Source organism: Streptomyces sp. NPDC051133, assembly GCF_040682635.1.
Lineage (GTDB): Bacteria > Actinomycetota > Actinomycetes > Streptomycetales > Streptomycetaceae > Streptomyces.
This window is the reverse complement of sequence record NZ_JBFBBK010000001.1, coordinates 137,214-163,197: the sequence shown is the minus strand read 5'-3', so window position 1 is coordinate 163,197 and position 25,984 is coordinate 137,214. Positions and strand designations below refer to the sequence as shown.

Below are 25,984 nucleotides of genomic sequence, written 5' to 3'. Positions count from 1 at the left end.
CCCCACCGACTTCCCGAGAGGCTTGTGATGTTCCTCCTCCGACGCGACCGGACCCGCCCGACCGTCCACGAGGCCGCCGGACGTGCCCCCGGCGCCGCCCGCCCGCCGCTGTCCCGGCCGGCGGCGGGTGCGGCCCCGCCGGGCGTGGCCGAGGGCCGGCCGGCGGTGGTGATCCGCCGCGGCGGGCGCCGCTCCCGGCGGCCCACCGAGCCGCTGACCGGACGCGGCGCCGGCGACGTCAAGGGCGGCCTGCGGGCGCGGTCCGCCTCCGGGCACCCGGTCGCCGACGCGCGCGGACACCACGGCCCGACGGCATGACCGCCCTGATCCTCGCGCTCGTCGCCGGAGCCGTCGTCGGCCTGGCCCTGGGCGGCCTCGGCGGGGGCGGCGGCGTCCTGGCCGTACCGGCCCTCATCTACCTCCTGGACTTCACCCCCGCCGAGGCGACCACGGCGAGCCTGGTCATCGTCACGCTCACCTCGGTCACGGCGCTGACCGGGCACGCCCGGGACGGCAACGTCGCCTGGCGCACCGGACTGCTGTTCGCCGCGGCGGGCATCGCGCCCGCGATGATCGCCGGGGCCGCCGCCGGGCACCTTCCACCGTGGCTGCTGACCGTCGCCTTCGCCCTGGTCGCCGCGCCGGCCGCCCTGCGCATGCTGCGTCCCGCGCGCGGCGAGACCCCGGGTCCGGTGCGCCCCGGCAAGGCCTGTGCGGCGGGCGCCGGACTCGGCACCGTGACCGGGTTCCTGGGGGTGGGCGGCGGCTTCCTCGCCGTCCCGGCGCTGGTCGGCATGGTGAGCCTGCCCATGCGCCGGGCGGTCGGCACCAGCCTGCTGGTGATCACGGTCAACTCGCTGGCCGCGCTCACCGCACGGGCCGGCACGGGCATGCACCTGGACTGGGCGGTCCTCGCACCGTTCACCGCGGCGGCGATCCTGGGCGCCTGGGACGGCAAACGCCTGTCGAAGAGGATCAAGGGCCCGGCGCTGCAGCGTCTTTTCGCCTCCGTGCTGCTCGCGGTCGCCGCCCTCATGCTCGTCGGCGTACTCGCCTGACCACTCCACCTGGACCACCTCACCCCCATCTCACGCCCCTCCGGGCCCCACCGAGACCAAGGACCGACCCGGCATGACCACCTTCACGACCTTCGACCCCGGCCAGGCCCACGCCCGGCTGCACGAGCTCACCGTCATCGACGTCCGCACCCCCGGCGAGTACGCCGGCGGCCACATACCCGGCGCCCTGAACATCCCCTTGGACCACCTCGGGTCGGCACTGCCCGGCATCCGTACCGCCGCCGAGCGCGGCGAGGTGCTCGTGGTCTGCGCGTCGGGCGCCCGGTCCGCGAGTGCCTGCCGGACGCTCGCCGAGAACGGCGTCCGCAGCGCCACCCTCGCCGGCGGCACCGGCGCCTGGGCCGCCCAGGGTCACGCCCTGGACCGGCCCGGAGGACGTACCAGGGCGACCTGGGCCATGGAACGCCAGGTACGCCTGACCGCCGGCTCCCTCGTCCTGCTCGGCCTGGCAGCGGGCAGGACCGTCCACCCCGCCTTCCGGCTGCTCTGCGCCGGCATCGCCGGCGGCCTCGTGTTCTCCGCCGTGACCGACACCTGCGGCATGGCCGCCGTGCTCGCCGCACTGCCCCACAACCGGCCCCGCCGGGCCGACCTCGAAGCGACCCTGGCGCGCCTGCGCGGCGACTGACCCCCGGGGAGCACGTCCGCTCGGCACCGACCGCCCGGATCGGGACGTACAGTACCCCTAGGGGTATGGGCGAGGAGTGATCGTGGAGCTTGAACTCGAGGGTGCGTCCCTGAAGGCCGTGCTGAACCGGCTGCGGCGTGCGCAGGGCCAGATCTCCGGCGTGATCCGGATGATCGAGGAGGGGCGGGACTGCGAGGAGGTCGTCACCCAGCTCGCCGCGGCCTCGCGCGCGCTCGACCGGGCCGGTTTCGCGATCATCGCCACCGGTCTGCAGCGGTGCGTGGCCGACATCGAGTCCGGACGCAAGAACGGCGAGGTCACCGAGCAGATGCGGGCACGGCTCGAAAGGCTGTTCCTGTCACTCGCATGAGGCGGAGCCGGTCACTCGCATGAGGGCGGAGCCGGTCGAGCGAGGCTGAAGCGCGCACGTGGTACGGCCACCTGCACGCCCCCTGCACGGCGGCCCCGGTCGCTCCGCCGGCGCGGACGGGAGCGGTGACACGGCTCGGATCATCCCCCTCCGCCACCTGGACGACGGCTCTCCCGCCGGGCCAGGGTGGCGAAGCACCGACGCCCGCTCGTCCACTGGTCGGTCACGCTCAGGGCGAGGCCCTCGGCGACCCCGCGCAGCGCTCGTGGTCCGAGCCGTGCCCAGGGAAAGGCCGGCCCGCCATGGCCCCGGGGGTCCTCCAGGCGCGCCGTGCAGAGCTCTTCGACGTCGTGCGGGTCGACTTCGACGACGAGACGTCCGGAGGGGGCGATGAGCCCGCGGCAGCGGTGCAGCAGGCCGCGCGGGTCTCCTCCGATGCCGATGTTGCCGTCGATGAGAAGAACCGTCTGCCAGCTTCGCTCCGCGGGCAGCCGGTCGAAGACCGAGCGGCACACCGCGAGGCCGCCCAGGGCCGTGGTCAGCGCGACCGCGCGCGGCGCGCTGTCGACTCCGAGGGCGAAGACCCCACGGCCCAGCAGGTCACGGCACAGCCGGCCCGGCCCGCAGCCGACGTCGAGGACGGGGCCGACGCAGCGGGCGAGCACGGTCCGGTCGGCCGTCGTGGGCCGTTCGTGCCAGCGGTGCACCGGCACCGGGATGCGGCGTCCGCCGGTCAGCCGCAGATAGACCGGGCCGCACTCGGGGCGCAGGGCCAGCTCGTAGGGATCCCCGTCGGTGCCGTACAGCTCGTCCTCGTCGGTCGTCACCGTGTGCCGCCACGGCCGGGCCGGGACCGGCTCCCACCGGTGCGGCGGGCCCGCCGGAAGCGGCGGAGCCTGAGCGCGAAGACCACCGCGGAGCCGGCGAAGAGCAGGCCGGTGATGGCCAGCCATCGCCCGAGGTAGACGCTGTCGGACAGCCCTGTGTCGCCGGGATAGGGGACCGCCAGGCGGAAGACGAGGGGGAACCAGACCAGCAGGAGCAGACCTGACAGGAAGGCGGGGACGCGCAGGTGGTTGATCCACGGCAGGGCCGGTCCGTCGGCGGGGCGATGCCGCAGCACGGAGAGGGCCGAGAGGTCGGCCAGCGAGTACAGGGGCAGCAGGATCAGGTCGTGCAGGACGGCCGCGCCGACGAACCAGACCGCCACCTCCAGCGGCCGCACGGCGAACAGGCGCACCATGGCGTACCCGGTGAGGGCGAACGAGGCGATCAGGACCAGCAGGTGCAGGGGGCCGGAGCCGTACCAGCGGACGAATCGTGCCATGGTCACGCCCTGAAGGTGAGCCGGTGCACCCACTTGGTGTTGTTCACGCCGGGGTTGGCCGGGACGATGACGCGGGCCGGGTAGCCGTGGTCGAGCGAGAGGTCCGCGCCGTTGACGCGGAGGGCGAGCAGCGCCCGGGGGTCGTTGATCTGGTTGGCTCGCAGCACCACCCTGGTGAAGGGGCCAGGGGGCTGGATCGACTGCACCACAACGCTGCCGGCCTCGGGCATGCCGGCCAGGGCGGCGAGGTCGGCCAGCCGCAGGCCGCTCCAGTGCTGGTCGTCGGTGGACCACCCCTCCACGCAGGCGACCGGTAGTGCGGCGGCGTGCTGGGGCATCGCCAGGAGCTGCTCGCGGGTGAACACCCGGGGCGCTCCGCGTCCGTGCACCTCCAGCCGCCAGCCGGGTCCGACCAGCGCGGAGGTGACGCCGACGGCCGCCGCCGTCTTGTTGATCTGGAAGCCGTTGGGGCCGGCGCCCGGATCGCGGTTGTGCGGTGCGAGCAGCGCGGTGCGGCGCAGCCGGCCGCCGATGCTCTGCCCGACGGTCACGACGAGGAGGAGCAGCGATCCCGCTCCCACCATGCCCACCGCGCCGCGGCGGCTCATCGTCGCGGGGGCGGGGGCGGCGGCCACCAGGCCGTCGGGGTCGGGTGGTTCGGGCACGGTGTGGGTGAGGCCGGTACGCAGCTCCGCCCTCAGGCCGCGCGAGCGCAGGGCCCGGGTCAACCGGCCCAGCCGGAGGCACACGTGGACGACGAAGGCGGCGATGAACACCCAGGCGCCGTAGAAGTGCAGGCGGTAGAAGGAGCCCGGGAAGACGTAGTAGAGCTGGATGTTGAGGATGCCGGTGGCGAATTCGAAGACGGCCCCGCCGACGAGCAGGAGCAGGGACAGCCGTTCGAGTCCGTGGGCGACGGAGCGTACCGGCAGCCACTCGAACAGCTTCGGGATCACCGACCACAATTTGGCCAGCAGCACGGGCACCAGCACCACGCCCAGCGTCACGTGCGCGCCTTGCAGCAGCCGGTACAGCCAGGAGGGGTGCGTGGGCCAGCCGAAGAGGTAGAAGCCCAGCACGCCCTTGTCGGGGGTCTCGTCGTTGAGGGGGCTCAGTCCGGGGTTGTAGGAGGCGTAGGAGAGCAGTCCCGTGACGAACAGCAGCGGGACGCCGACCAGCAGCACCAGGCCGAACACCGACGTCAGCCACGGCCCGCGGATCGGACTGCGCCAGAACCCGGGGCGGAACGGACCTGGGGGCGGGGGCAGTTGGTTGAGGCGTCGCGCCGCCGCCCGGGCACGGGCGGCCGTCCACGCCACCGCGGCCGTCCCACCGGTCCGGGCACGCCTCGGCCACTCCCGGACACGTCTCCTGCCCGGTGCTCGGCGCTCCGTCCCGCTGGACGGGGTCGCATCCGACGGCCGTCCGCCGCTCTCCTCCGGCATCGCGCTACCGGTGCTCGGGGTTCTCGTAGTCGTGGCGGCAGCCGGCGTCCCAGGCGGTGCGCTGGTTGCCGTAGGCAGGGATGCCGCCCAGGTCCTTCAGCGCCCGGGCCAGGTGGAGCAGGTTCCAGGTCATGAAGGTGGTGTTGCGGTTGGTGAAGTCGTTCTCCGGGCCGCCCGAGCCCGGATCGAGGTACGAGGGGCCGGGGCCCGCCTCGCCGATCCAGCCGGCGTCCGCCTGGGGAGGGATGGTGTAGCCGAGGTGCTGGAGGCTGTAGAGCACGTTCATGGCGCAGTGCTTGACGCCGTCCTCGTTGCCGGTGATCAGGCAGCCGCCGACACGGCCGTAATAGGCGTACTGCCCGGCCTCGTTGAGGAGACTGGAGCAGGCGTAGAGGCGCTCGATCACCCGCTTCGTCACGGAGCCGTTGTCGCCCAGCCAGATCGGTCCGGCCAGCACCAGGATGTCGGCCGCCATGACCTGCCGGTAGAGGTCCGGCCAGGCGTCCGTCTCCCAGCCGTGCTCCGTCATGTCGGGCCACACGCCGGTCGCGATGTCGTGGTCGACCGCCCGTACGACGTCGACGTGCACGCCCTGCGCGTCCATGACGGCGGTGCTGCGGTCGATCAGTCCCTGGGTGTTGCTCGTCTCCGGTGAGCGTTTGAGGGTGCAGTTGATCACCAGCGCGCGCAGATCGTCGTACCGGGCCGGCGGCGCCTCGGTGTCGGGCGACGAAGCGGTCACGCGGTCCTCCCAGAGCTCTGCGCCGCGCCCTGGGCACGGCGGCTCGTCCACTTCGCCCAGCCTGCGGGCGGACCGCGGCGGCCGCCACCTCAGCGCCTCCGAATGGCCCCGGGCGGGTCGCGGAACACCGCGGCAGCGGCGTTCGGCGCTCACCGTCGGGCCGTGCGCCCGTCCTCGTCCCGTGCCGCTGCCCACAGGGCGATCTGTGTGCGGGAGCGCAGGCCCAGCTTGTCGCGGATCTTGTCCAGGTGCGTGGCGACGGTGTGGACCGAAAGGCCGAGCCGGGACGCTATCTGACGATTCGTCAGGCCTTCGGCGACGAGTTCGGCCACGGTGGACTCCCGCACGGTGAGCGGGAGCCGCCCTTCGGCGGCACGGACGTCGCGCGGCGTGCGGGCCGCCCCGCTCCCCGCGCCCAGCGCGTACGCGACCAGCCGCTCTCCGCGCAGTCCACGGGCACCGGCGACGGCGGCCTGCTGCGCCGACGCCGACAGCCGTGTCCGGGCGCGGGCCGCCACCTGTTCCATCCTGTGCCGCCAGGGGGCCTCGGGCTCGGTGTCCAGGCGGCGCCGCGCCTGCGCGCTCGCCTCGTACAGTCGCAGCGCACGCTGCATGTCGCCGCTCTCCGCGGCCACGAGCGCCAGGCCCTCCACGGGGTACAGGGCATGGAAACTGGCCCCCGGAGCGATCCGCAGCACCTCGGCGAACAGGGTCTCCGCGCTGCGCAGACGTCCCAGGGCCAGCCGTACGGCCCCCGCGGTGTGCAGCGCGGCCGCGGCCCGAGGCCACGGCGCCTGCTGCCTCAGCACGGGCAGACACCGTGACATCAGTTCGTCGGCCTCCAGTTCGCCGCCGGCTTGGAGCAGCGCCCAGGCCAGGTGATGGGTGCACCAGGCGGTGTCCTGCGGCCTGCCGGTGTGAGCGACGACCTCCAGGCACTCCCGCAGATCCGCGACGGCCTCGGCGAACTCACCGCGGCACAGTCGCGCCGCTGCCCGGGCGTCCAGCGCGTTGGCCAGTCCGGCGGCGTCACGGCGCAGCCACGCGCTCCGCACCGCCTGTTCGCCCAGCCGCAGGGCCTCGTCCGGTTCGGCCTGCTGGCAGGCCACGCGTGCGGCGAGCGCCGGCGCCTGTGCGTCCGGCGCGGGGCCGCCGGTTCCGCGCAGTAGTCCGGTGAGCAGCGCACGCGCGGCCGACGGCTGCTCCTGCTGGTAGTGCACCCGCGCCAGCTCCAGTGTCAGCCGAGCCCGTACGGCATGGCCGTGGCCGGCGCTGCAGGTCAGTACCGAGGCGAGATTGTCCCGTTCCGCCGCGAGCGGGCTGCCGGCCTGGTCGGGGAACACCTCGCCGCGGCCGTGCCCGGCCAGCTCGGTCAGCCACGCCAGCGCCCGGCGCAGGGTGGTGGGCAGCTCGCCGGATGCGCGCAGACGGTCCAGGGCGCAGACGCGGATGGCGCTCGACTGCCGGAAGCGGGTGGGGGCCGTCTCCCCCGGCAGACGGACGACGAGCGACTTCGCCTCCAGGGCGCACAGGATGCGGAAGACCTGCCGCCGGCCTATGCCGTCACCGGCACAGACCGCTTGCGCGGCGGTCGCGTCGAACCCGCCGACCAGAACCGAAAGGCGCCGGAAGACCGCCTGTTCGGCCGGGTCCAGCAGCCGGTGGCTCCAGTCGACCGCCGCGGCGAGCCCGCTGTGGCGTGCGGGGCCGGTTCGGCTTCCCCCGGTCAGCAGGTCCAGGTGGGAGAACTGGTCCTCCAGCCCGGCGAGGATGTCGCGCAGCGCGAGGGCGCCGACGTGGCGGGCCGCGAGTTCGACGGCGAGCGGCAGGCCGTCCAGGCGCCGGCAGATCTCGGCGACGAGGTGGCCGTTGCCCCGGTGGAGCGTGAACCCCGGGGAGTTGCTCGCGGCACGGTCGGCGAAGAGGCGTACCGCCTCGGACTGCAGGAGGGCCGTCACCTCGTCCGTGGCGTCGGCCGGCGGCAGGGACAGCTCGCCGACCCGGAACACGGTCTCTCCGGGCACCCTCAGGGCCTCCCGGCTGGTGGCCAGGATCCGCAGCCGGGGGCAGCGGCCCAGCAGGGCCGCCACCAGCCGGGCGCACGGCTCGGCAAGATGCTCGCAGTTGTCCAGAACCAGTACCCGGGGGGCGTCGCCGATCGCCCGGACCAGCGTGTCGACGCCGGTCCGGCCCGCTCGTTCGCCCGCCCCCAGCGCGGCGGCCAGGGACTGGGTCAGCAGTGCGCCGTCCTGGAGCGAGTCGAGTTCCACGAGGTCGACCCGTGCGAAGCGCTTCGGCAAGGCCTTGGCGAACTCCAGCGCCAGCCGGGTCTTGCCCACACCGCCGGCGCCGGTCAGCGTGAGGAGGCGCGAGCTCCTCAGGAGGGTGCGCAGGCCGGACAGTTCCTGCTGCCGGCCGACGAAGGAGTCGAGCGCCGGCGGCAGGACGCCCGCGCCGGCCGCCGAGACCGCCGGCGGGGCGCCGGAAGCCGCCCGTCGCCGCAGCGCCCGCTGCCGGCAGGCGCCGGAGCAGTATCGGGCCGGCCGACCCCCGTGCGGCCGCACGATCAGCGCCGTACCGCACATCTCACATGTTCGACTCCGGCTCATCCCCGGTTCCTGGCCGCACCGCCCCGCTGCAAAACCATCGCCTTCAGCCATGTGCCCGTGCGCGGTGGCCGGCACCGTGGCGGGGCCGGCCACCGCGGGCGTCCCGGTGCGTCGGGTGCGCGTCAGGGTGTGGCGGCGGGGTCGATGCCGAGGACCACGGTTGCGGTCACCCCCTTGCCGAGGTCGCTGCCCGCCTGGGTGAGGGCCAGCAGGGTCGCGGACCCGCCGCTGCGGTAGATGCCGTCCCGGGCGTTGAGTGTGCGGGTGGCCTTGTTGTTCCGGTAGGGGGACAGGGCGGCGACCTTGGTGTTGTACGCCTCCGGGAAGTAGAGCTGGCCCGTGTGGGACACGTGGCCGCCGTGGTACGTCCCGCCCGAAACGGTGCCTCCCGCGTGCGTCTTGACGTGGATGTGGAGGGCCCGGCCGACGTACCAGCCGGGGTAGATCGTGGTGAACTCCGCGACACCGGCGGCGTCGGTCAGCTGCACGCCGCGCAGGAAGGTGGTGTCCGGGGTGGAACCTCCGGCGACATAGCCGGAGTAGACCCCGAGGGCGTCGCAGTGCCAGATGTCGACCGCCGTCCGGGGCAGCGGAGCACAGGTCGTCGCGTCGACCACGGTCACCCGGAGGGTGAGCGGAACGCCCGCCTTCCCCTCGGTGACGTCCTTGCGGACCGTCTCCAGATCCAGGTAGTACGGCCCCTCGGTCTGCTCGGGCGTGAGGATGCAGTCGGCGTCCGGCCGGGCCGCGGCCCGGTGCCCGGTGGCGGCGGTCGCCCGCGTGGCGGCGAGGCCCAGTGCGGCCGCGCCGAGGGCGGCACCGCCCAGGGTGGCTATGACGGACCTGCGGGTGGCACCTGCGGGGACGTCCGACGGCTCGGGGCCGCGCTGTGGTTCCGCGGTGTGGTGGTGGGGGGTGTCAGTCATGGTGTGAGCATGTCGCCGCCGACGTGGCGTGGGATCGCACGGACGACCCAGGAAGCCTCCGCGTGACGAAACCCGCGCGCTGCGCTCCCGCGGGAACGGCCGCGGCGGTGCCAGGGCCGTTCCTCCGGATCAGGCCGGGACCGGCCGACGGTGCTTTCCGGCCGATCCGAGCGGGTCTGGCGCGGTCCGGCGCGTGCAGCCGCAAGGCGGAGGAGCGAGACGACTCGATGAGCGGCCCCCGCGCGAGCGAAGCCGAGCGTGGGGGAGTCGGCGACCGACGAGGCCGCCACCGATGTACGCGCCGGGCCCCGCGACCCCGGCAGGATCCGATGCGCAAGGCCTGGGCCGCCATGGCTCACCGGCGGCGGCGCGGAGCCGACAGAGCGGCGGTGAAGTCGTCCAGGGCCGCGAGGCTGTGGCCGCTGACGACGGCGTCGCAGTAGGGCAGCGCCGCGGCCATACCGGCCACGAGCGGCCGGTAACGCGGGCTCGCCGTACGGGGGTTGACCCAGACGACACGGTGGGCGACGCGGGACAGCCGCGCCATGCGGGTGGCGAGGTCCGACGGCGCACCGGTGTCCCAGCCGTCGGAGACGATGACGACCACGGCGCCGTGCGCCATGCCGCGCCGCCCGAACCGCTCGTCGAAGTCGGCCAGGCAGTCCGCTATCCGGGTGCCGCCGGACCAGTCCGGAGCCGCCCGGCCCGCCCGTGCCAGGGCGTCGTCCGGCCCGGCCCGCCGCAGGACGGGGGTGAGGCGGGTGAGCCGGGTGGCGAACGTGAAGACCTCGGCGTGCGTGGCGCGGGCGGCGCAGTAGAGCAGTTGCAGCATCGCGCGGGCGTAGGGCTCCATCGACCCGGAGATGTCGCACAGCACGACGAGGTCGCGGGGGCGGGGGCGGGGCTCGAAACGGTGCAGCCGCAGCGGGTATCCGCCGGTGCGCCGGCTGGCGGCGAGGGTGCGGCGCACGTCGACGCGCGCTCCGTGGTGCGCGGTGCGGCGCCTGCGGGACGGCCGGGCCGGGGTGCGCAGGACGAGGGTGCGCATCACGTCGGCCAGCAGCGCCAGTTCCTCGACGGACAGGTCCGCGAAGTCGCGGCCGGCGAGCCGGTCGAGCGGACTGGCGGCGAGGGGCACGGGCGCCTCGTCCTGCTGTGCGCCGGCGTCCCGGCGGCGTCCGTCGGCGGTGACTCCACGGGTGCCGGGGACGCGGCCGGGCACGGTGTCCGGCGGCGACCGGTCCGGGTCACCGGGTTGCCCGCGTGGTGCCTCGCGGCCGGCCGGGCCGCCGAAGACCTCGCGGAAGACCGCGTCGAACGGCTCGATCTGCTCGGGCCCGGACAGCAGGGTGGCGAGCGCGCAGTGCCGCAGTTCGCGCGTCGTCGACGGCGCCAGCAGGGTGAGCGCGCGGGCGAAGCGCCGGGTGCGGTCGGGGCCCACCGGAATCCCCGCGTCACTGAGGGCGGCGGTGAACGAGGCGGCCAGTTCCGGCAGTTCAGGCATCGGAGCCCGGCTCCGTGTCGACCAGCTCCGCCACCCCGGACCGGCGTACGGCCTCAAGGTCCTCGGCGTACTTGAGCACCGCCCCCAGGGTGCGGTCGGCCGCGTCGGCGTCCAGCACACGGAATCCCAGCGTGTGCAGCGCGGCCGCCCAGTCGATCGCCTCGGCGACACCGGGCGGCTTGGTGAGCCCCTGCCGGGCACGCAGGCGTGCCACCCCGTACGCCACGCGCGGGGCCAGCCACTCGGCGCACTCCGGGACGCGTCTGCGGATGATCGCGGCGACTCGTGCGGTGTCCGGGTAGTCGATCCAGTGGTAGAGGCAACGGCGTTTGAGCGCGTCGTGCAGGTCCCGGGTGCGGTTGGAGGTCAGGACGGCCACCGGCGGCACCGCGGCCGTCCGGGTGCCGAGTTCGGGGATCGTGACCGCCGCGTCGGCGAGCAGCTCCAGCAGGAACGCCTCGAACTCGTCGTCGGCGCGGTCGACTTCGTCGATGAGCAGCACCGCCGGCCGCGGTCCCGGGTGGCAGATCGCGGCGAGCAGCGGTCGTGGCAGCAGGTAGTCCTCGGTGAACAGGTCGGCGTCCCGCAGGGGCTCCCCGCGGGACTCGGCCAGCCGGATGGCCAGCAACTGCCGTGGGTAGTTCCACTCGTAGAGCGCCTCGGCCGAGGACAGTCCCTCGTAGCACTGCAGCCGGATCAGCGGGGTGTCGAGCACGGCGGCCAGCGCGCGGGCCGCCTCGGTCTTGCCGACACCGGGCTCGCCCTCCAGCAGGATCGGCTGCCGCATGCGCACGGCCAGCAGCAGCGCCGTGGCCAGGGCGTCGTCGGCCAGGTAGCCGACCGCGTCGAGACGCGAGCGCAGGGCGGGGACATCGGGTACGAGGGGGCCGGGGTCAGGCATGCGGGTAGCGGGAGGGGTCGTCGGCGAAGGCGTGCCGGCACCCCGGCCCGCAGAAGTACACCGTGGTGCCGTCCCGGTCCAGTGAGAGGGTGTCGGGGGTGATCGCCACGGTCATGCCGCACACGGGATCCACGCCCTCACCCTCGGCCACGGCCCGTGGCGCGGCGGCGTCTGCGTCTGCGCCTGCGCCTGCGCCTGCGTCTGCGTCTGCGTCTGCGTCTGCGTCTGCGTCTGCGGGGCGTACGGGCGGGGCCGCCTCCGGTCGCAGCGCGATGATCTGGGCGTACACCGACAGCGCGATCTCTCCCGGGGTGCGCGCGCCGATGTCCAGGCCGGCCGGGGTGTGGACGTGCGCGCGCTGCTCCCCGGTGAGGTCCAGCCCGGCGAGCACCGCCGCGCCGCGCCTCGGACTGGCGACCAGCCCGATGTACGGCACCCCGGCGCGTGCGGCCTCGGTCAGCACGGGCTCCTCGTCGCGGCCGTGCGTGGCGACGACGACGATGTCCAGGTCGGGTGGCAGCGGCTCGCCGGGCGAGGCCGGCCGGGCGTCGAGGCCGAGCACCCGGCCGACGTCGAGCAGGGCGCGGGCGATGGGGGCGTGTCCGTAGACGTACGCCATCGCCGGGGGGAGGTGGGCCTCCAGGAAGATGTCGAGCGTCCCGCCCGACAGGCAGGGGTTGGCCACGGTGACCAGGCCTTCGGCGGGCCCCTGCGCGCCTTCGGTGCCGGTGCCCGGGCCGGGTGTGATCCTCAGCAGCAGCGACCGGCCGGTCTCCAGCACGCGCAGCCCCTGCAGCCGGACCGTGGTCTCGGCGCAGGTGCCGCCCACGAAGCCCTCGACGGTGCCGTCGGGGAGGACCAGCGCGCTGTCCCCCGGCTTGGCGCTCGTGGGCCGCTCCGCGTGCACGACGGTGGCCAGGACGAACGGGGTGCGGCCGTGCCGGAGCGCGTCCGCGCGGGTCAGCAGTTCGAGGGCGGTCATGGGCGGGGCCTTCAGGTGATCGCCATGTCGGTGCGCAGGGGCCGGCCCTGGGCGGCCCGCCACACCACGGCGGGCGTCAGCGGCATGTCGACATGGCGCACGCCGAGCGGCCGCAGCGCGTCGACCACGGCGTTGACCACCGCGGCGGGCGACCCGACCGTGGCGGACTCGCCGACGCCCTTGGCGCCGATCGGGTGGTGCGGGCACGGGGTGACGGTCTCGCCGAGCTCCCAGGACGGGCACTCGACCGAGGTGGGCAGGAGGTAGTCCATGAACGACCCGCCGAGGCAGTTGCCGTCCTCGTCGAAGGCGATCACCTGCATGAGCGCCATGCCCAGGCCGTCGGCGAGTCCGCCGTGGACCTGCCCCTCGACGATCGTCGGGTTGATCCGGTTGCCGCAGTCGTCCACGGCGATGAACCGGCGGACCTTCACCTGGCCGGTTCCGGCGTCCACGTCGGCGACGCAGATGTACGCGCCGAAGGGGAAGGTGAGGTTGGGCGGGTTGTAGACGCAGCTCGCGTCCAGGTGGCCCTCCACGCCCTCGGGCAGCTCCAGGCTGGAGTGGGCCGCGAGCGCGATCTCGGCCATGGTCCGTCCCTGGTCGGGGTCGCCCGTGACGAACCAGCGGCCCTTCTCCCACTCCAGGTCGTCCGGGCTCACTTCGAGCATCGCGGAGGCGACGATCTTCGCGCGTTCACGCACCTTGCGGGCGACCATCGCGGCCGCCGCTCCGGACACCGGTGTCGAGCGGGAGCCGTAGGTGCCGAGCCCGAACGGGGTCTGGTCGGTGTCGCCGTGGACCACCTCGACGTCCTCGGGCGGGATGCCCAGTTCCTCGGCGACGATCTGCGCGAACGTCGTCTCGTGGCCCTGCCCCTGGCTCTGTACGGAGATCCGCAGGACGGCCTTCCCGGTCGGGTGGACCCGCAGTTCGGCGCCGTCGGCCATACCCAGTCCGAGGATGTCCATGTGCTTGCGGGGGCCCGCGCCGACGGCCTCGGTGAAGAAGCTGACCCCGATGCCCATCAGCTCGCCGCGCTCGCGCTTTTCGGCCTGTTCCCGGCGCAGGTCCTCGTAGTGCGCGAGGTCCATCGCCAGCCGCAGGGCCCTCGGGTAGTCGCCGGAGTCGTACTCCCAGCCCGTCCGCGTCCGGTACGGGAACTGCCCGGGCCGCAGCAGGTTGCGCATCCGCAGCTCGGCCGGGTCGGTGCCGAGCCGGTCCGCGAGCACGTCGACCATCCGCTCGACCAGGTACACGGCCTCGGTGACGCGGAACGAGCAGGCGTAGGCGACGCCGCCTGGGGCCTTGTCGGTGTAGACGCCGGTCACGGTGCAGTGGGCGGCGGCCAGGTCGTACGAGCCGGTGAAGACGCCGAAGAAGCCGGCCGGGAACTGCGTCGGCTGTGCGGTGGCGTTGAACGCGCCGTGGTCGGCGATCACATGGACGCGCAGGCCCTGGATCTTCCCGTCCTTCGTCGCCGCGATCTCGCCGTGCATGTGGTAGTCGCGGGCGAAGGAGGTGCTCATCAGGTTCTCCGAGCGGTCCTCCATCCACTTCACCGGCTTGCCGGTGACGATCGAGCCGACGACCGCGCACACGTAGCCGGGGTAGATGCCGACCTTGTTGCCGAAGCCGCCCCCGATGTCCGGGGCGATGATCCGGATCTTGTGCTCCGGGATGCCGGCCACCATGGCGTAGATCGTGCGGTGCGCGTGCGGGGCCTGGGTGGTGGACCACACGGTCAGCTTCCCGGTGACGGCGTCCATGTCGGCCACGGTGCCGCAGGTCTCCAGCGGGGCCGGGTGCACCCGGGGGTAGAGCATGTCCTGCTCCACCACGACGTCGGCGGCCGCGAAGACCTCGTCGGTGCGCTCCTTGTCGCCCGCCGCCCAGTCGAAGATGTGGTTGTCGCTCTGGTGGTCCTTGTCGTCGCGGATCACCGGCGCGTCCGGGTCGAGCGCCCGGCGGGCGTCGACGACCGCGGGGAGCGGTTCGTACTCCACGTCGATCAGTTCGAGGGCGTCCCGGGCGGCGTACCGGTCATCGGCGACGACGAAGGCGACCTCCTGGCCCTGGAAGCGCACCTTGTCGGTGGCGAGCACCGCCTGCGTGTCGTACGAGAGCGTGGGCATCCAGGCCAGCCCGAGACCGGCCAGGGTCTCCCCGGTGATCACGGCCCTGACCTTCGGGTGGGCCTCGGCGGCGCTGGTGTCGACGGACACGATCCGGGCGTGCGCCAGCGGGCTGCGCAGGATCGCGCCGTGCAGCATCCCGGGCAGCGTCACGTCGTCGACGTAGGTGCCGTGGCCGCGGACGAACCGCGCGTCCTCCTTGCGGGGCATCCGGCCGAAACCGACCGGCCGCTCCTCGGTGGCCGTCATGCCCGCACCTCCTCGCGGCCGGGCGCCGGCTCGGTGCCCGCGTCGGCGGTCCGCTCCCCGCCGCCGTGCTCGGCGGCCCAGCGGACGGAGCGCACGATGTTCTCGTAGCCGGTGCAGCGGCACACCTGTCCGGAGATGGCCTCGCGGATGTCCTCCTCGGACGGGTCGGCGTCGTGGTCGAGCAGCCAGCGGGCGGTCATCATCATTCCCGGCGTGCAGAATCCGCACTGCAGCCCGTGGCAGGCGATGAATCCCCGCTGCACCGGGTCGAGTTCGGCTCCGTGCGCGAGGCCCTCGACCGTCCGCACCTCGTGGCCGTCGGCCATCACCGCGAGCACGGTGCAGGACTTGACCGGCGTCCCGTCCAGCCAGACGGTGCACACCCCGCAGTTGGAGGTGTCGCAGCCCCAGTGGGTGCCGGTGAGCCCGAGTTCGTCGCGCAGGAAGTGCACGAGCAGCAGCCTGGGCTCCACGTCCCGCGTGTGCTGCTCGCCGTTCACGGTCACGGTGATCCGCATGTCACGCCTCCTGCCCCTGGGCGCGGGCGGCGGCGGCGCGCAGCGCCCGGGTGGTGAGCTCCCCGGCCAGATGCCGCTTGTAGTCGACCGGGCCGCGCTGGTCGGCCGCCGGCCTGCACTCCTGCGCGGCGATCCGGCCGGCCTCGGCGAACGCCTCGCCGTCGGGCCGTGCGCCGCGCAGGAAGTCCTCGGCCCGCTCGGCCACGAACCGCGGGGCGCCGACCGCCGTCAGTCCGATCCCGGCCTCGGTGACGGCCGCGCCGGCGATCTGGAGCACCGCGCCCGCGGCGACGACCGCCCAGTCGCCGACCCGGCGCTCGACCTTGCGGTAGGCGCTGGCGTGCGAACGGATGGGCACGCGGATCTCCACCAGGAGCTCCGCCTCGTGCAGGGCGGTCTCGTAGGGACCGAGGAAGAACTCCCGGACGGGGATCGTGCGCCTGCCGCCGGGGCCCTGGACGACGAGCGCCGCGCGCAGCGCCGAGAACGCGGCCGACAGGTCCTCCGACGGATCGGCCTGGCACAGTGAGCCGCCCACGGTGCCGCGGTTGCGCACGAGCGGATCGGCGATGACCCGTTCCGCGTCCCGCAGGATGGGGAAGTGCTCGCCGACGACGGGCGAGGCGAGCAGCTGCGCGTGCCGGACCATCGCTCCGACGGCGAGGTCGTGCCCGTCCACCCGGATCGACGCCAGATCGTCGAGGCCGTTGATGTCGATCAGGGCTTCCGGCTGGGCCAGCCGCAGCTTCATCATCGGCAGCAGGCTGTGTCCGCCCGCCACCACCCGGGCCTCGGGGCCGTACCGGGTGAGCAGTTCGATGGCCTGCTCGAGGCTGGTGGCCCTCTCGTACTGGAATGCGGCCGGTACCTGCATCGGGCCCTCCCGTACTCGTCGTGCCCGTTGCTGCAGGGATGGTGCGCCCGCGAGCACCGGCCGTGCAATGGGTGGATAAGCATTCACTTATCGCGCCTTTTGCTGGAAAATCAGGCTGTGACCGTCACGCAGCTCAGCACCTTCGTGCTGGTCGCCCGGCTCGGTTCGGTGGGCGCCGCGGCGCGGACGCTGGACGTGAGCGAGCCCGCGGTGTCGCAGGCGCTCGCCGCGCTGCGCACCCACTTCGGTGATCCGCTCATCCGGCGCACCGGCGGCGGGGCGATGCGCCTGACGCCCGCCGGGGCACGGCTGCTGCCGGTCGCCTCGCGGATGGTCGCGCTGAACGCGGACGCCGAGGCCGCGGTGCGGGCGGCACGCGGCGCGCCCGACGAGCTGCGGGTCGTCGCCACGAGCACGCTGGCCGAGTTCGTGCTCCCCTCCCTCGTGGAGGCCTTCGCCTGCCGTTCGGGGCGCAGGACCGAGACCTCGTTCGAGGTGGCCTGTGGCGGCGCGATCCGTGTGCTGGTGGAGAACCGTCTCGCGGACGTCGCGCTCGGGCCGTGTCCCGGGGGCGCCGGCCGGGACGAACTGGTCAGCGAACCGCTGTTCCGCGCCGAGCTGGTCGTGGTGACCGGCGCGCGGTCTCCGCGGCCGCCGGGTCCGCCGTCGCGGTGGTCGTGGCTGGTCGACTCCTCCGGAACCGATCCGGACGCCGACTCCGGACGCCTGCTGCGCCGGCTCGGCGTGGCCGAAGGACATGTGTGGGTGTTTCCCAACCAGGCCGCGACCTGGGCGGCGGCGGCCGAGGGCGCGGGGGTGGCACCGGCGCCCGCGCATCTGGTGTCGCCCCGCATCCGGCGTGAGGAGCTGCGCATCCTGGAGACCACGGCGACGCCGTGGGACGCCACGTGGCACGCCACCGTCCTGCGGCCCGAACACCGTGCCCCGGCCACCGACGCGTTCCTGCACTTCCTGCACACTCCCGCGGCGACCCGCGTCATGCGGGCGCCCGGCGCGGGCGTCCCGCCCTCCCGGTTCAGGCCCCCGGTGTACGTCACGCTGTGGGGCGCGTAAGCCCCTCGACCGATGAGGCCCGGCGGCTCATCCGGGGGCGAAGGAGAAGCTGTGCCACGGCCCGGTGGTCATGACGGCCTGGTCCGACGCCCCGATGTCCAGGAAGCTGCTCTGCCCACCCGGCGGCACGCTGCAGTCCGGTGTCGTGTACAGGAGCAGGCTGCTCTGCGTCTGGTTGTCGATGTGGGTGATGCCCTCGGGGAAACGGTGGCATCCGTGGGTCGGCGGGTTGGAGAGGGTCTGCACGACCCTGACACCGCTGCGCGCCACGATCTGACCGGACGCCTGGTCCTCGCAGGCGGTGAGCGTGAGGGCGAACGACGCGATGCCGATGAGCGCGGCCATCGTCCGTGAGGAAGACATCGGGCCTCCTGGAGTGCGGGGAGCTGCCGGGGACGCCTCCTTCCTTCACTATCCGCCAGATCCGGCGGACCCGCACAGTGAGGAAGCGACCGCAGCGCGAGCGAGCGGCCCCGCACATGCCGGCGCCGGGAAAGGCGGCCATGGTGGACGGGTGACGTCGTCCAGCACCGGCTCCAGGGAGGCCCGTTGACCGAAGGCGTCGGCGGTGCGCGCGTGGTGGTCGTGATGGATGTGTCCGGGTCCGGCACATCCACGGTGGGTGTCCGGCTCGCGGACCGCCTCGGCGTGCCGTTCCCGGAGGGGGACGACCTCCACCCCGCTGCGAACCGCGCCAAGATGGCGTCCGGGCATCCGCTCGACGACGCCGGCCGACGGCCCCGGCCGGCAGCGCTCACCGAAGGGATCCGCGGCACGGCGCCGAGCGGACAGGGCGGGGTCGCCGCCTGTTCCGCGCTCAGACGCGCCTACCGCGACCAGTTCCGGCGTACCGGAGTGCCGGTGCGGTTCGGGTATCTGGCCGTCGACCACGAGGTGGCCGAGCGACGCCTGGCACGCCGGAAGGGCCACTTCATGCCGCCGGGACTGCATCATGACGAACTCGCAGATCCTCATCGTGGCGGCCATGGTGGTCGGTCCCGAGTACAACGCGATCACCAGCATCGCGCTCGGTCTCGACCGTCGCAGCCGCCGCAGGGTCCGGGAGGGGGCGCGGGCGCCGACGGCCGGATTCTCACCGGCCGTCGTGGTCATCCTCCTCTTCTCCGCGCTGGTGCGGCTCGCGGGCCTGCAGCCCACGGCCTTCGGGCCGGCCCTGCGGCCGGTGTCCCATCTGATCGACACGCCGGACTTCTTCTCGGTCACCGTCGCCGTACTCGCCGGCGTCGTCGGCATCGTCTCGCTCACCGAGGCACGCGGCAGCGCTCTGCTGGGCGTCTTCATCCGGGGCTCCGCAGTGCAACTCCTGCTCAACGTGGTCGTGCTCGTGATCGTGGGGGTCCTCACCCCGCGTCTGCAGCGGCGCCTGTGGCGTCGTGCGGCTCGCCGCGCCGCTGCAGGGCCGCGGCGGTGACGAAGGAACGGCGGGGCTCCTGACCTGCGCTCAGCGCGTGGCCGGGGCCGACGGGCCCGAGCCGGGCCCACGGCTTAGGCTGATCGAAGGGAGTGGCGTTCGGGTGAATCGCACACCGGAAGGGGCGCCCCGATGGACGACTACCCGCTGATCGAGAACCACGGTCTGCTGGGGGATCTGCAGACCGCCGCGCTGGTGACCACCGACGGGGTGATCGACTGGTTCTGCTCCCCGCGGTTCGACTCGCCCAGTGTGTTCGGAGCACTGCTGGACAAGGAGAAGGGCGGCCACTGCACGGTGCGGCCCGCGCACACCACCCATGCGACCAAGCAGCTGTACCTTCCCGACACGGCGATCCTGGTGACCCGGTTCATGACCGAGGCGGGCGCCGGTGAGGTGCTCGACTTCATGCCCGTCACCGGCACGACGGTCACCTCGCGCCACCGGCTGGTGCGCCTGGTCCGCTGTGTGCGGGGCCGCATGACGTTCCAGGTGGAGATCGCCCCTCGATTCGACTACGGGCGCACGCCCCACCGGCTGCGCATCACCCCGCACGGAGCCGTCTTCGCCGCGGAGGACGGCACCGAGCTGACCGTGCACCCGATCCGCGAACCCGAGGACGAGCAACTGGCGGACGTCTTCACGGGCCGGGACGCCGACCTGCACGTCACGATGCCCCTGGAGGCCGGTCAAGTGCGCGGCCTGGTCCTGGAGATGGGCGGTGAGGGGGCACCCGCGGAGGTCCGCCTCGACGAGCACCAGCGGCTCTTCGACGAGACCGTGGCGTTCTGGCGCTCCTGGCTGGGCCAGTCGCGCTACACCGGACGCTGGCGGGAGATGGTGGAGCGGTCCGCGATCACGCTCAAACTCATGACCTTCGCTCCCAGCGGCGCCCTGGTGGCCGCCCCGACGGCGGCTCTCCCCGAGCAACTGGGCGGCGAGCGCAACTGGGACTACCGCTTCACCTGGATCCGTGACGCCTCGTTCTCCGTGTACGCGCTGCTGGGGCTGGGCTTCACCGAGGAGGCCCGGGCGTTCATCCTCTGGCTCGCCGACCGGGTCAAGGAGCACGCCGGCCGCGACGGCGACTCCGGCCCGCTCAACATCATGTACAAGGTCGACGGCTCCTCCGACCTGGAGGAGCAGATCATCGACGACTGGGAGGGCTACGCGCGCTCGGCACCGGTGCGGATCGGCAACGGGGCCGCCACCCAGCTCCAGCTGGACATCTACGGCGAGGCGCTGGACAGCATCTACTTCGCGCACCAGCACGGCTTCCAGGTCGGACACCGGGGCTGGACCTCGCTGCTGACGGACCTGGACTGGCTGGCCGACCACTGGGACCAGGCGGAGGAGGGGCTGTGGGAGACCCGCGGCGGCCGCCAGGACTTCACGTACGGCCGGGTGATGTCGTGGGTGGCCTTCGACCGCGCCCTGCGCCTCGCCGAGTCCAACGGATGGCCGTCCTCGGCCGCACGGTGGCACCGCGAGCGGGACGCCGCCTACGAGCAGGTCATGGCCAAGGGATGGAGCGAGCAACGCCAGGCCTTCGTGCAGCACTACGGCAGTGACGTCCTGGACTCCTCGCTGCTGCGCATGGCCACGGTCGGCTTCCTCACCCCCCACGATCCGATGTGGGCGTCGACGCTGGACGCGATGGAGCAGGAACTGGTCAGCGACAGCCTGGTCTACCGCTACAACCCCGAGGCCTCCCCCGACGGCCTGCGCGGCTCGGAGGGCACGTTCTCGCTGTGCACGTTCATGTACGTCGACGCCCTGGCACGCGCGGGACGGACCAACCGGGCGAGGCTGGTGTTCGAGAAGATGATGGGGTACGCCAACCATCTCGGCCTGTACTCGGAGGAGATCGACCCGACAGGCCGCCAACTGGGCAACTTCCCGCAGGCGTTCACCCATCTCGCTCTCATCGACTCGGCGCTCACCCTGAACGCCGCTCTCGACCGGAGGTAGCCGGCCCGGGCCGCCCCCGGGTCAGCCCTGGTCACCGGCGCCGCCGCGCCGCAGATCGGCGTCGGTGAGGGCCTCCAGTTCGCCATGGGTGTCCAGCCAGTACAGCAGGGCGACCGCGGGGACGACGAGGACGACGGCGACGAGGGTGACGAACGCCAGCCAGCGCAGTGCGGTGTGGGCGCCCGCGCCCTCGGCGACGGTCAGCGAGGTCGGGATGAGGTAGGGGCGCTGCGCCATGCCCCAGGCGATGATCGCCGAAGCGACCACACCGACCGCCGAGACCCGGGACCAGGCGCCGGAGGGACGCGTCAGCAGCCACGCGGTGGCGAGCGTGGCCAGCACGGCCACGACGACGAAGAACAGGCCCACCCCGTGCGTGAGTCCCTGCCACACGTGCGGTGCGTCGCCGTGCGTGACGATCAGCGTGATCACGGCGAGAACGGCGACGGCCGCCAGGGCGGCCCAGGCACGCCGCCGGAAGTAGCCGTCGAGGTCCGGCGCGGCGAAACGCCGGGCGTCCGCGGCGAGGAACACGGCGCCGAGCATCGCCGTCGCCGCGATGGCGAGCAGGCCGAACAGCAGGGACGTGGGGTTGGCCCAGGCGTCCGTGGAAGCCGTCGTGGTGGCGCTCACGCGGCCCGAGGCCACTCCCCCGATCGCGGCGCCGAAGAAGAACGGCGTCAGCAGCGAGGCCACGGCGAAGACCGCTCCGTACAGGCGCCGGCCGGCCAGGCGCCGGGCCGGCTTGCGCAGGGCGAAGCCGGCGCCGCGCAGCACGATGCCCACGGCGGCCAGCGTCAGCGGCAGCCACATGGTGGTGAACACCCGCTGGAAGAGGACGGGGAATCCCGTCCACATGATGACCATCACGAAGATCAGCCAGACGTTGTTCACCTCCCAGACGGGCTCCATCGCGTGGTCGATCAGGCGGCGCGGACGCTCGCCCCGCTCCGCCGAGCCCGCGGTCAGGTCCCAGAAGCCGGCCCCGTAGTCGGTGCCGCCGCCACAGGCGTAGGCGGCGATCGCGAGCAGCAGGACGGCGGCGATGACCCCGGCGATCACAGCCGGCTCCGGGAGGAGCGCGGCCCATACGGTGTGTCCGTCTCCGGTGTGTCCGTCTCGGGTGTCTCCTTCGGTGGCAGCGGCCCGCCCGCCCGGTCGGCGAGCCGCCAGCGGGAGCGCATCTTCAGCAGCACCGCGAGGAACGACCCGAAGACGAAGACGTACACGACGACGACCACGCCGAACGTGATCCACAGACTGGTGGAACGCGTGGCCGTCACCGCCTGCGCGACCCGCATGTTCTGGTACACGATCCACGGCTGGCGGCCCACTTCGGTGGCGATCCAGCCGCACTCGACGGCGACGACGGACGCGAGGCCTGCCACGGCCGCGCACCGGAAGAACCAGGGCGTCCCGGGCAGCCGGCGGCGCAGCAGCCACATCGCCGCGTACCAGAGCGCGAGCAGCACCAGCAGCGAGCCGATCCCGACCATGGTGTCGAAGGCCCAGTGGGCGATGGTGGCCTGAGTGGCCGTCGGCCGGTCGTTCGCGGGGACCGAGGTCAGCCCGTCCACCTTGGTGTACGCGTGGAATCCGGCGAGGATGGAGTCGAGCTGCGGGATGCGGATGCCGCCGGAGATGGTGCCGTTCGGGTGCAGCCGGCCGAAGAGGTACTCCGGCTGGTGCGTGTCGGTCTTCCAGACGATCTCCATGGCGGCGAACTTCACCGGCTGCTTGTGGAAGACCTGCCGGGCGATGGAGTCGCCGAGCACGAACTGCACGGGCGTGCACACGGCGGCGAGCGTGAAGGGGACCGTGAAGCCGAGCCGGTGGTAGCGGTCACGGCGGCCGCGCAGCCATCCGACGGCGTAGACACCGGCCACGACGTAGCCCGCCGTCACGAACATCGCGAAGACGAAGTGCCAGTACTCCGGGCCGAACATCGGCGTGAAGATCGCCTTCCAGATGTTCACGTCGACGGGGTTGCCCGCGGAGTCGAGGATAAAGCCCCGGGGGGTGTTCATCCACGAGTTGGCGGCCAGGATGCCGAAGGCGCCGAGCAGGGCCGTGAGGGGCAGGGGCAGTCCGAGCAGGAAGTGGGCCCGGGAAGGGAGCCGCCGCCAGCCGTAGAGGTAGATGGCGATGAGGACGGCCTCCAGGAAGAACGCCCACGCCTCGACACCGAAGCCGATGCCGAAGACGTCGCCCCACCGCCCCATCATGCCCGGCCACAGCAGACCGAACTCGAAGGAGAGCACCGTGCCGGTGACGACGCCGATCGCGAACTGGACCGCCATCACGGCCGACCACCGGCGGGCCAGCAGCAGGGCGGTCGCATCGCCGCGGCGCAGTCCGTAGCCGTGCATGATGAGCGTGATCAGCGGCAGCGCCACGCCCATGGGCACCAGGATGATGTGCGTGGCCAGGGTGAAGGCCATCATCGACCGGGCCGGCAGGGTTTGCGGCGGCACGTCTGCCAGGTGCAGGACCATGTGCATGCGATGTCTCCGGGGGCCGACGCGGGCGGGGGCGGGTCAGCCGCCGGTGGCGAAACCCGGGAAGAGCGTCATCCCGCCGTCGACGTACAGGGTGGCGCCCACGACGTAGTCCATGAGGTCGGAGGCGAGGGCGACGACGGCGTGGGCGATGTCCTCGGGCTCGCCGACGCGGTCGTAGGGGATCAGCTTCAGGAGATCCCGCTCCGCCTGGGCGGTGTCCCACGCGCTGCGGTTGATGGGGGTCTTGATGGCTCCGGGTGCGACCGCGTTGACCCGGATCTTCTTGGGGGCGAGTTCCTGGGCGAGGGTCTCCATCATCATCTGGATGCCGCCCTTGGAGGAGGCGTAGTTGACGTGGCCGGCCCAGGGGATGATCTGGTGGACCGAGCTCATGCAGATGATCTTCCCGGCCGCGCGCGACACCTCCGGGACCACTCCGCGGCGCAGGAACTCCTTGGTCGCCTCGCGGGCGCAGAGGAACTGCCCGGTGAGGTTGACGTCGAGTACCTTCTGCCACTGGGCGAGGGTCATCTCGGTGAACGGGGCGTCCCGCTGCAGTCCCGCGTTGGCCACCAGGATGTCGATGGTGCCGAACTCCTTGACCATCCGGTCCATCATGGCGACGACCTGGTCCTCGTCGGACACGTCCGCCTCGTAGGCGGCGGCCTGCACCCCCGAGCCGGTGATCTCCTCGACCACCTGCTCGGCATCCTCACGGCCGGCCACGTAGTTCACCACGACATCGGCCCCCGCCCGGCCCAGGGCGACGGCCGTGGCCCTGCCGATTCCGGAGTTCGCGCCGGTCACCAGCGCCTTCTGCCCCTTCAGCAGGTGGGCGGGGACCACGCGTTGGGGTGCGCTCTCGGTGGAACTCACGATGTCCTGCTCCTCCACTGCCCGGCCGCCTCCGCCGGGCCCGTCGCCCGGAGAACCGGGCATCAGACAAACACCGGTGAGAGGCGGCGGCACACCGGGGCTGCCCGCGTTGAGCCGCCCGGCGGAGGATCTTCGCCCGGTCGGAGTCCGGGTGGGTCAGCCCAGCCGCTCCAGCAGGTGGTCACCGATGCGGAGGGCGTTCGCGATGGCCGTCAGGGACGGATTGACCGCGCCGATGCTCGGGAAGAAGCTCGTGTCCACGACGTAGAGGTTGTCCAGGTCGTGCGCCTTGCAGTTGACGTCCAGGGCGGAGGACGCCGGGTCGGTGCCGAAGCGCACCGTGCCGGCCTGGTGTGCCGTGGCGCCGATCGGCATCCCCTTGTGCAGGTAGATGCTGTGGGACAGCAGACGGTGCTCGTGCATGCCCAGGTGGCCGAGCATGTGCTGCAGTTTGTGCCGCAGGCGCTTGAGACCGGCGATGTTGTTGCCCTCGTCGAGGGTGAGCCGGATCCGGCCGTCGTCCTCCAGGGTCACCCGGTTGTCCGGCTGCGGCAGGTCCTCTCCGCACAGCCAGAAGTCGACGGCGTGATGGGCGAGGACCTCGAACGGGATGTCCGGTGTCACCGCTCCGGCCCAGCGCGGCGCCTCTCCGTGGATCTGCTCGGCGTCCGACTTGCCGAGCATCTGGATCCCGCCGAGGGGATAGTCCCAGTCGTCCGCGCCCAGGTACCAGTCGTGCAGGGCGAGGGTCTTCTGGAACCGCGTGTCGTTGGGCTCCTCCGAAACGGCCATCAGCGCGAGGTTGTTGTGGCGCATGTAGTGGCGGCCGACGACGTCGGAGCTGTTCGCCAGCCCGCGCGGGTGCCGGTCGCCGGCCGAAGCGAGCAGCAGGGCGGCGGAGTTGACGGCCCCGCAGGCCACGACGACGATGTCGGCGGAGAACCGGGACTCCTGCTCGTCCGGGAGCCGGGCGACGACGGTGGTGACGCTCCGGCCGGTGGGGTCGGTCTCCAGCCGCGTCACATGGGCGTTGGTGATCATCTCCACGTTCGGGTGCCGCAGTGCCGGCTCCACGCAGATCACCTGCGCGTCGGACTTGGCTCGGACCAGGCACGGGAAGCCGTCCACCCGGTCGCAGCGGATGCAGACGCTCGCATGGGTGGCCCGGCCGTTCTCGTCCTGCGTGAGGTCGACGCCGATCGGCAGGTGGAAGGGGTGCAGCCCCTGCTTCTCCAGGTCCTGGCTCAACTGCGCGATGCGCGGCTCGTGTTCGACCGGCGGATAGGCGTACTGAGCACTGCAGGGCCCCTCCCAGGGGTCCTCACCGTGCCGGCCGTGGACCAGGTAGAGGTGCTCCGCCTGGGTGTAGTAGGGCTCCAGGTCGTCATAGCCGAGGGGCCAGGCGGGCGAGATGCCGTCGTGGTGGCGGAGTTCGCCGAAGTCCTCGGGGCGCAGCCGGAACAGGGCCGCGCCGTAGAACTTGGTGTTCCCGCCGACGTAGTAGTTCACCTCGGGCGGGAATTCGTTGCCGTCCCTGTCCAGCCAGAACTCGGGAGCCCGGTACTTGGCCTTCACGAACACGGCCGTGGAGTCCCAGTTGTCGCGTTCGCGCGGCAGATAGTCGCCGCGTTCGAGGATGAGCACCCGTTTGCCGGACGGGGCGAGGCGGTGGGCCAGCGTGCCGCCGCCGGCGCCGGTCCCGATCACGATGACGTCGTACGCGGGCAGGGCGTCCACGGCAACCACCGTCCTCGCTCTCGTGGTCTGCGGCCGTTGCGGGTCGTGCCTCTTCGAACGTACGCGCCCCGCGGCGGAGCGGCACCCGCAACGGGCCGCGCACG

Annotated in this window: 23 protein-coding genes and 2 pseudogenes; 8 read left to right on the top strand and 17 right to left on the bottom strand. The window is 73.0% G+C overall.

Translation table 11 applies throughout. The features are described 5' to 3' along the window. Positions 1 to 27: 27 nt before the first annotated feature. The 4 genes from AB0N17_RS00805 (at position 28) to AB0N17_RS00790 (ending at position 2,077) form a co-directional block, all read left to right on the top strand. The gene (locus tag AB0N17_RS00805) at positions 28 to 318 is read left to right on the top strand and encodes a rhodanese-like domain-containing protein (RefSeq protein ID WP_366008880.1); all 291 of its coding nucleotides are present in this window, start codon (positions 28 to 30) and stop codon (positions 316 to 318) included. Continuing rightward, positions 315 to 1,058 (top strand): sulfite exporter TauE/SafE family protein, encoded by a 744-nt coding sequence (locus AB0N17_RS00800; protein ID WP_366008879.1) that lies wholly within the window; start codon positions 315 to 317, stop codon positions 1,056 to 1,058. The genes AB0N17_RS00805 and AB0N17_RS00800 overlap by 4 nt, the downstream gene beginning before the upstream one ends. 73 nt (positions 1,059 to 1,131) lie before the next feature. Beyond that, entirely contained in the window at positions 1,132 to 1,707 is a 576-nt protein-coding gene (locus AB0N17_RS00795; protein ID WP_366008878.1) for a rhodanese-like domain-containing protein, read from the top strand. Positions 1,708 to 1,789: 82 nt separating this feature from the next. After that, positions 1,790 to 2,077 carry a metal-sensitive transcriptional regulator gene (locus AB0N17_RS00790; protein WP_366008877.1) on the top strand — a complete coding sequence of 96 codons (288 nt, stop codon included), beginning with the start codon at positions 1,790 to 1,792 and terminating at the stop codon, positions 2,075 to 2,077. A 140-nt stretch (positions 2,078 to 2,217) separates the two neighbouring features. On the opposite strand, the gene AB0N17_RS00785 is transcribed toward AB0N17_RS00790, so the two are convergent. The 12 genes from AB0N17_RS00785 to AB0N17_RS00730 form a co-directional block, all read right to left on the bottom strand. Continuing rightward, on the bottom strand, positions 2,218 to 2,904 hold the full coding sequence (locus AB0N17_RS00785) for an SAM-dependent methyltransferase (RefSeq protein ID WP_366008876.1): 687 nt from the start codon (positions 2,902 to 2,904) through the stop codon (positions 2,218 to 2,220). Further along, positions 2,901 to 3,404: a hypothetical protein gene (locus tag AB0N17_RS00780; RefSeq protein ID WP_366009143.1), complete on the bottom strand. Its 504-nt coding sequence runs from the start codon at positions 3,402 to 3,404 to the stop codon at positions 2,901 to 2,903. Before AB0N17_RS00780 ends, AB0N17_RS00785 begins: the two co-directional genes overlap by 4 nt. A 2-nt stretch (positions 3,405 to 3,406) precedes the next feature. Further along, the gene (locus AB0N17_RS00775) at positions 3,407 to 4,672 is read right to left on the bottom strand and encodes a molybdopterin-dependent oxidoreductase (RefSeq protein ID WP_366009142.1); all 1,266 of its coding nucleotides are present in this window, start codon (positions 4,670 to 4,672) and stop codon (positions 3,407 to 3,409) included. Between the two features lie 181 nt (positions 4,673 to 4,853). After that, entirely contained in the window at positions 4,854 to 5,591 is a 738-nt protein-coding gene (locus tag AB0N17_RS00770; RefSeq protein ID WP_366008875.1) for a flavodoxin family protein, read from the bottom strand. A gap of 149 nt (positions 5,592 to 5,740) precedes the next feature. Next, complete coding sequence (locus AB0N17_RS00765; protein WP_366008874.1) at positions 5,741 to 8,200, bottom strand: LuxR C-terminal-related transcriptional regulator; 2,460 nt, start codon at positions 8,198 to 8,200, stop codon at positions 5,741 to 5,743. Positions 8,201 to 8,322: 122 nt separating this feature from the next. Then, a complete protein-coding gene (locus tag AB0N17_RS00760; protein ID WP_366008873.1) occupies positions 8,323 to 9,126 on the bottom strand; it encodes an intradiol ring-cleavage dioxygenase in 804 nt (267 codons plus the stop codon). A gap of 355 nt (positions 9,127 to 9,481) precedes the next feature. Next, positions 9,482 to 10,630 carry a VWA domain-containing protein gene (locus AB0N17_RS00755; RefSeq protein WP_366008872.1) on the bottom strand — a complete coding sequence of 383 codons (1,149 nt, stop codon included), beginning with the start codon at positions 10,628 to 10,630 and terminating at the stop codon, positions 9,482 to 9,484. Next, the gene (locus AB0N17_RS00750) at positions 10,623 to 11,531 is read right to left on the bottom strand and encodes a MoxR family ATPase (protein ID WP_366008871.1); all 909 of its coding nucleotides are present in this window, start codon (positions 11,529 to 11,531) and stop codon (positions 10,623 to 10,625) included. Before AB0N17_RS00750 ends, AB0N17_RS00755 begins: the two co-directional genes overlap by 8 nt. After that, a complete protein-coding gene (locus AB0N17_RS00745; protein ID WP_366008870.1) occupies positions 11,524 to 12,513 on the bottom strand; it encodes an XdhC family protein in 990 nt (329 codons plus the stop codon). The genes AB0N17_RS00750 and AB0N17_RS00745 overlap by 8 nt, the downstream gene beginning before the upstream one ends. 11 nt (positions 12,514 to 12,524) lie before the next feature. Continuing rightward, positions 12,525 to 14,897, bottom strand: a complete 2,373-nt coding sequence (locus tag AB0N17_RS00740; protein WP_366008869.1) for an aerobic carbon-monoxide dehydrogenase large subunit — start codon at positions 14,895 to 14,897, stop codon at positions 12,525 to 12,527. Beyond that, entirely contained in the window at positions 14,894 to 15,415 is a 522-nt protein-coding gene (locus AB0N17_RS00735; RefSeq protein WP_366008868.1) for a (2Fe-2S)-binding protein, read from the bottom strand. Before AB0N17_RS00735 ends, AB0N17_RS00740 begins: the two co-directional genes overlap by 4 nt. A gap of 1 nt (position 15,416) precedes the next feature. Continuing rightward, positions 15,417 to 16,289: a xanthine dehydrogenase family protein subunit M gene (locus AB0N17_RS00730; protein ID WP_366008867.1), complete on the bottom strand. Its 873-nt coding sequence runs from the start codon at positions 16,287 to 16,289 to the stop codon at positions 15,417 to 15,419. 117 nt (positions 16,290 to 16,406) lie between these two features. Between AB0N17_RS00730 and AB0N17_RS00725 the strand changes: the two genes are divergently transcribed. Then, positions 16,407 to 17,363 (top strand): LysR family transcriptional regulator, encoded by a 957-nt coding sequence (locus AB0N17_RS00725; protein WP_366008866.1) that lies wholly within the window; start codon positions 16,407 to 16,409, stop codon positions 17,361 to 17,363. 27 nt (positions 17,364 to 17,390) lie between these two features. Here the strand turns inward: AB0N17_RS00725 and AB0N17_RS00720 are convergent, their stop codons facing one another. Beyond that, on the bottom strand, positions 17,391 to 17,726 hold the full coding sequence (locus AB0N17_RS00720; protein ID WP_366008865.1) for a hypothetical protein: 336 nt from the start codon (positions 17,724 to 17,726) through the stop codon (positions 17,391 to 17,393). Positions 17,727 to 17,951: 225 nt separating this feature from the next. On the opposite strand from AB0N17_RS00720, the pseudogene AB0N17_RS00715 reads away from it, so the two are divergent. The 3 genes and pseudogenes from AB0N17_RS00715 to AB0N17_RS00705 all read left to right on the top strand — a co-directional run. After that, positions 17,952 to 18,269: pseudogene (locus AB0N17_RS00715) on the top strand (gluconokinase); the annotation flags it as partial. Between the two features lie 43 nt (positions 18,270 to 18,312). Continuing rightward, positions 18,313 to 18,795: pseudogene (locus AB0N17_RS00710) on the top strand (DUF389 domain-containing protein); the annotation flags it as partial. 132 nt (positions 18,796 to 18,927) lie between these two features. Then, on the top strand, positions 18,928 to 20,766 hold the full coding sequence (locus AB0N17_RS00705) for a glycoside hydrolase family 15 protein (protein WP_366008864.1): 1,839 nt from the start codon (positions 18,928 to 18,930) through the stop codon (positions 20,764 to 20,766). 21 nt (positions 20,767 to 20,787) lie between these two features. On the opposite strand, the gene AB0N17_RS00700 is transcribed toward AB0N17_RS00705, so the two are convergent. From AB0N17_RS00700 to AB0N17_RS00685, 4 genes are all read right to left on the bottom strand, one after another. After that, positions 20,788 to 21,828, bottom strand: a complete 1,041-nt coding sequence (locus AB0N17_RS00700; protein ID WP_366008863.1) for a cytochrome d ubiquinol oxidase subunit II — start codon at positions 21,826 to 21,828, stop codon at positions 20,788 to 20,790. After that, positions 21,825 to 23,267: a cytochrome ubiquinol oxidase subunit I gene (locus AB0N17_RS00695; protein WP_366008862.1), complete on the bottom strand. Its 1,443-nt coding sequence runs from the start codon at positions 23,265 to 23,267 to the stop codon at positions 21,825 to 21,827. The genes AB0N17_RS00700 and AB0N17_RS00695 overlap by 4 nt, the downstream gene beginning before the upstream one ends. Before the next feature lie 36 nt (positions 23,268 to 23,303). Then, positions 23,304 to 24,143: an SDR family oxidoreductase gene (locus AB0N17_RS00690; protein WP_366008861.1), complete on the bottom strand. Its 840-nt coding sequence runs from the start codon at positions 24,141 to 24,143 to the stop codon at positions 23,304 to 23,306. A gap of 156 nt (positions 24,144 to 24,299) precedes the next feature. Then, positions 24,300 to 25,889, bottom strand: a complete 1,590-nt coding sequence (locus AB0N17_RS00685; protein ID WP_366008860.1) for a GMC family oxidoreductase — start codon at positions 25,887 to 25,889, stop codon at positions 24,300 to 24,302. Positions 25,890 to 25,984: the final 95 nt, after the last annotated feature.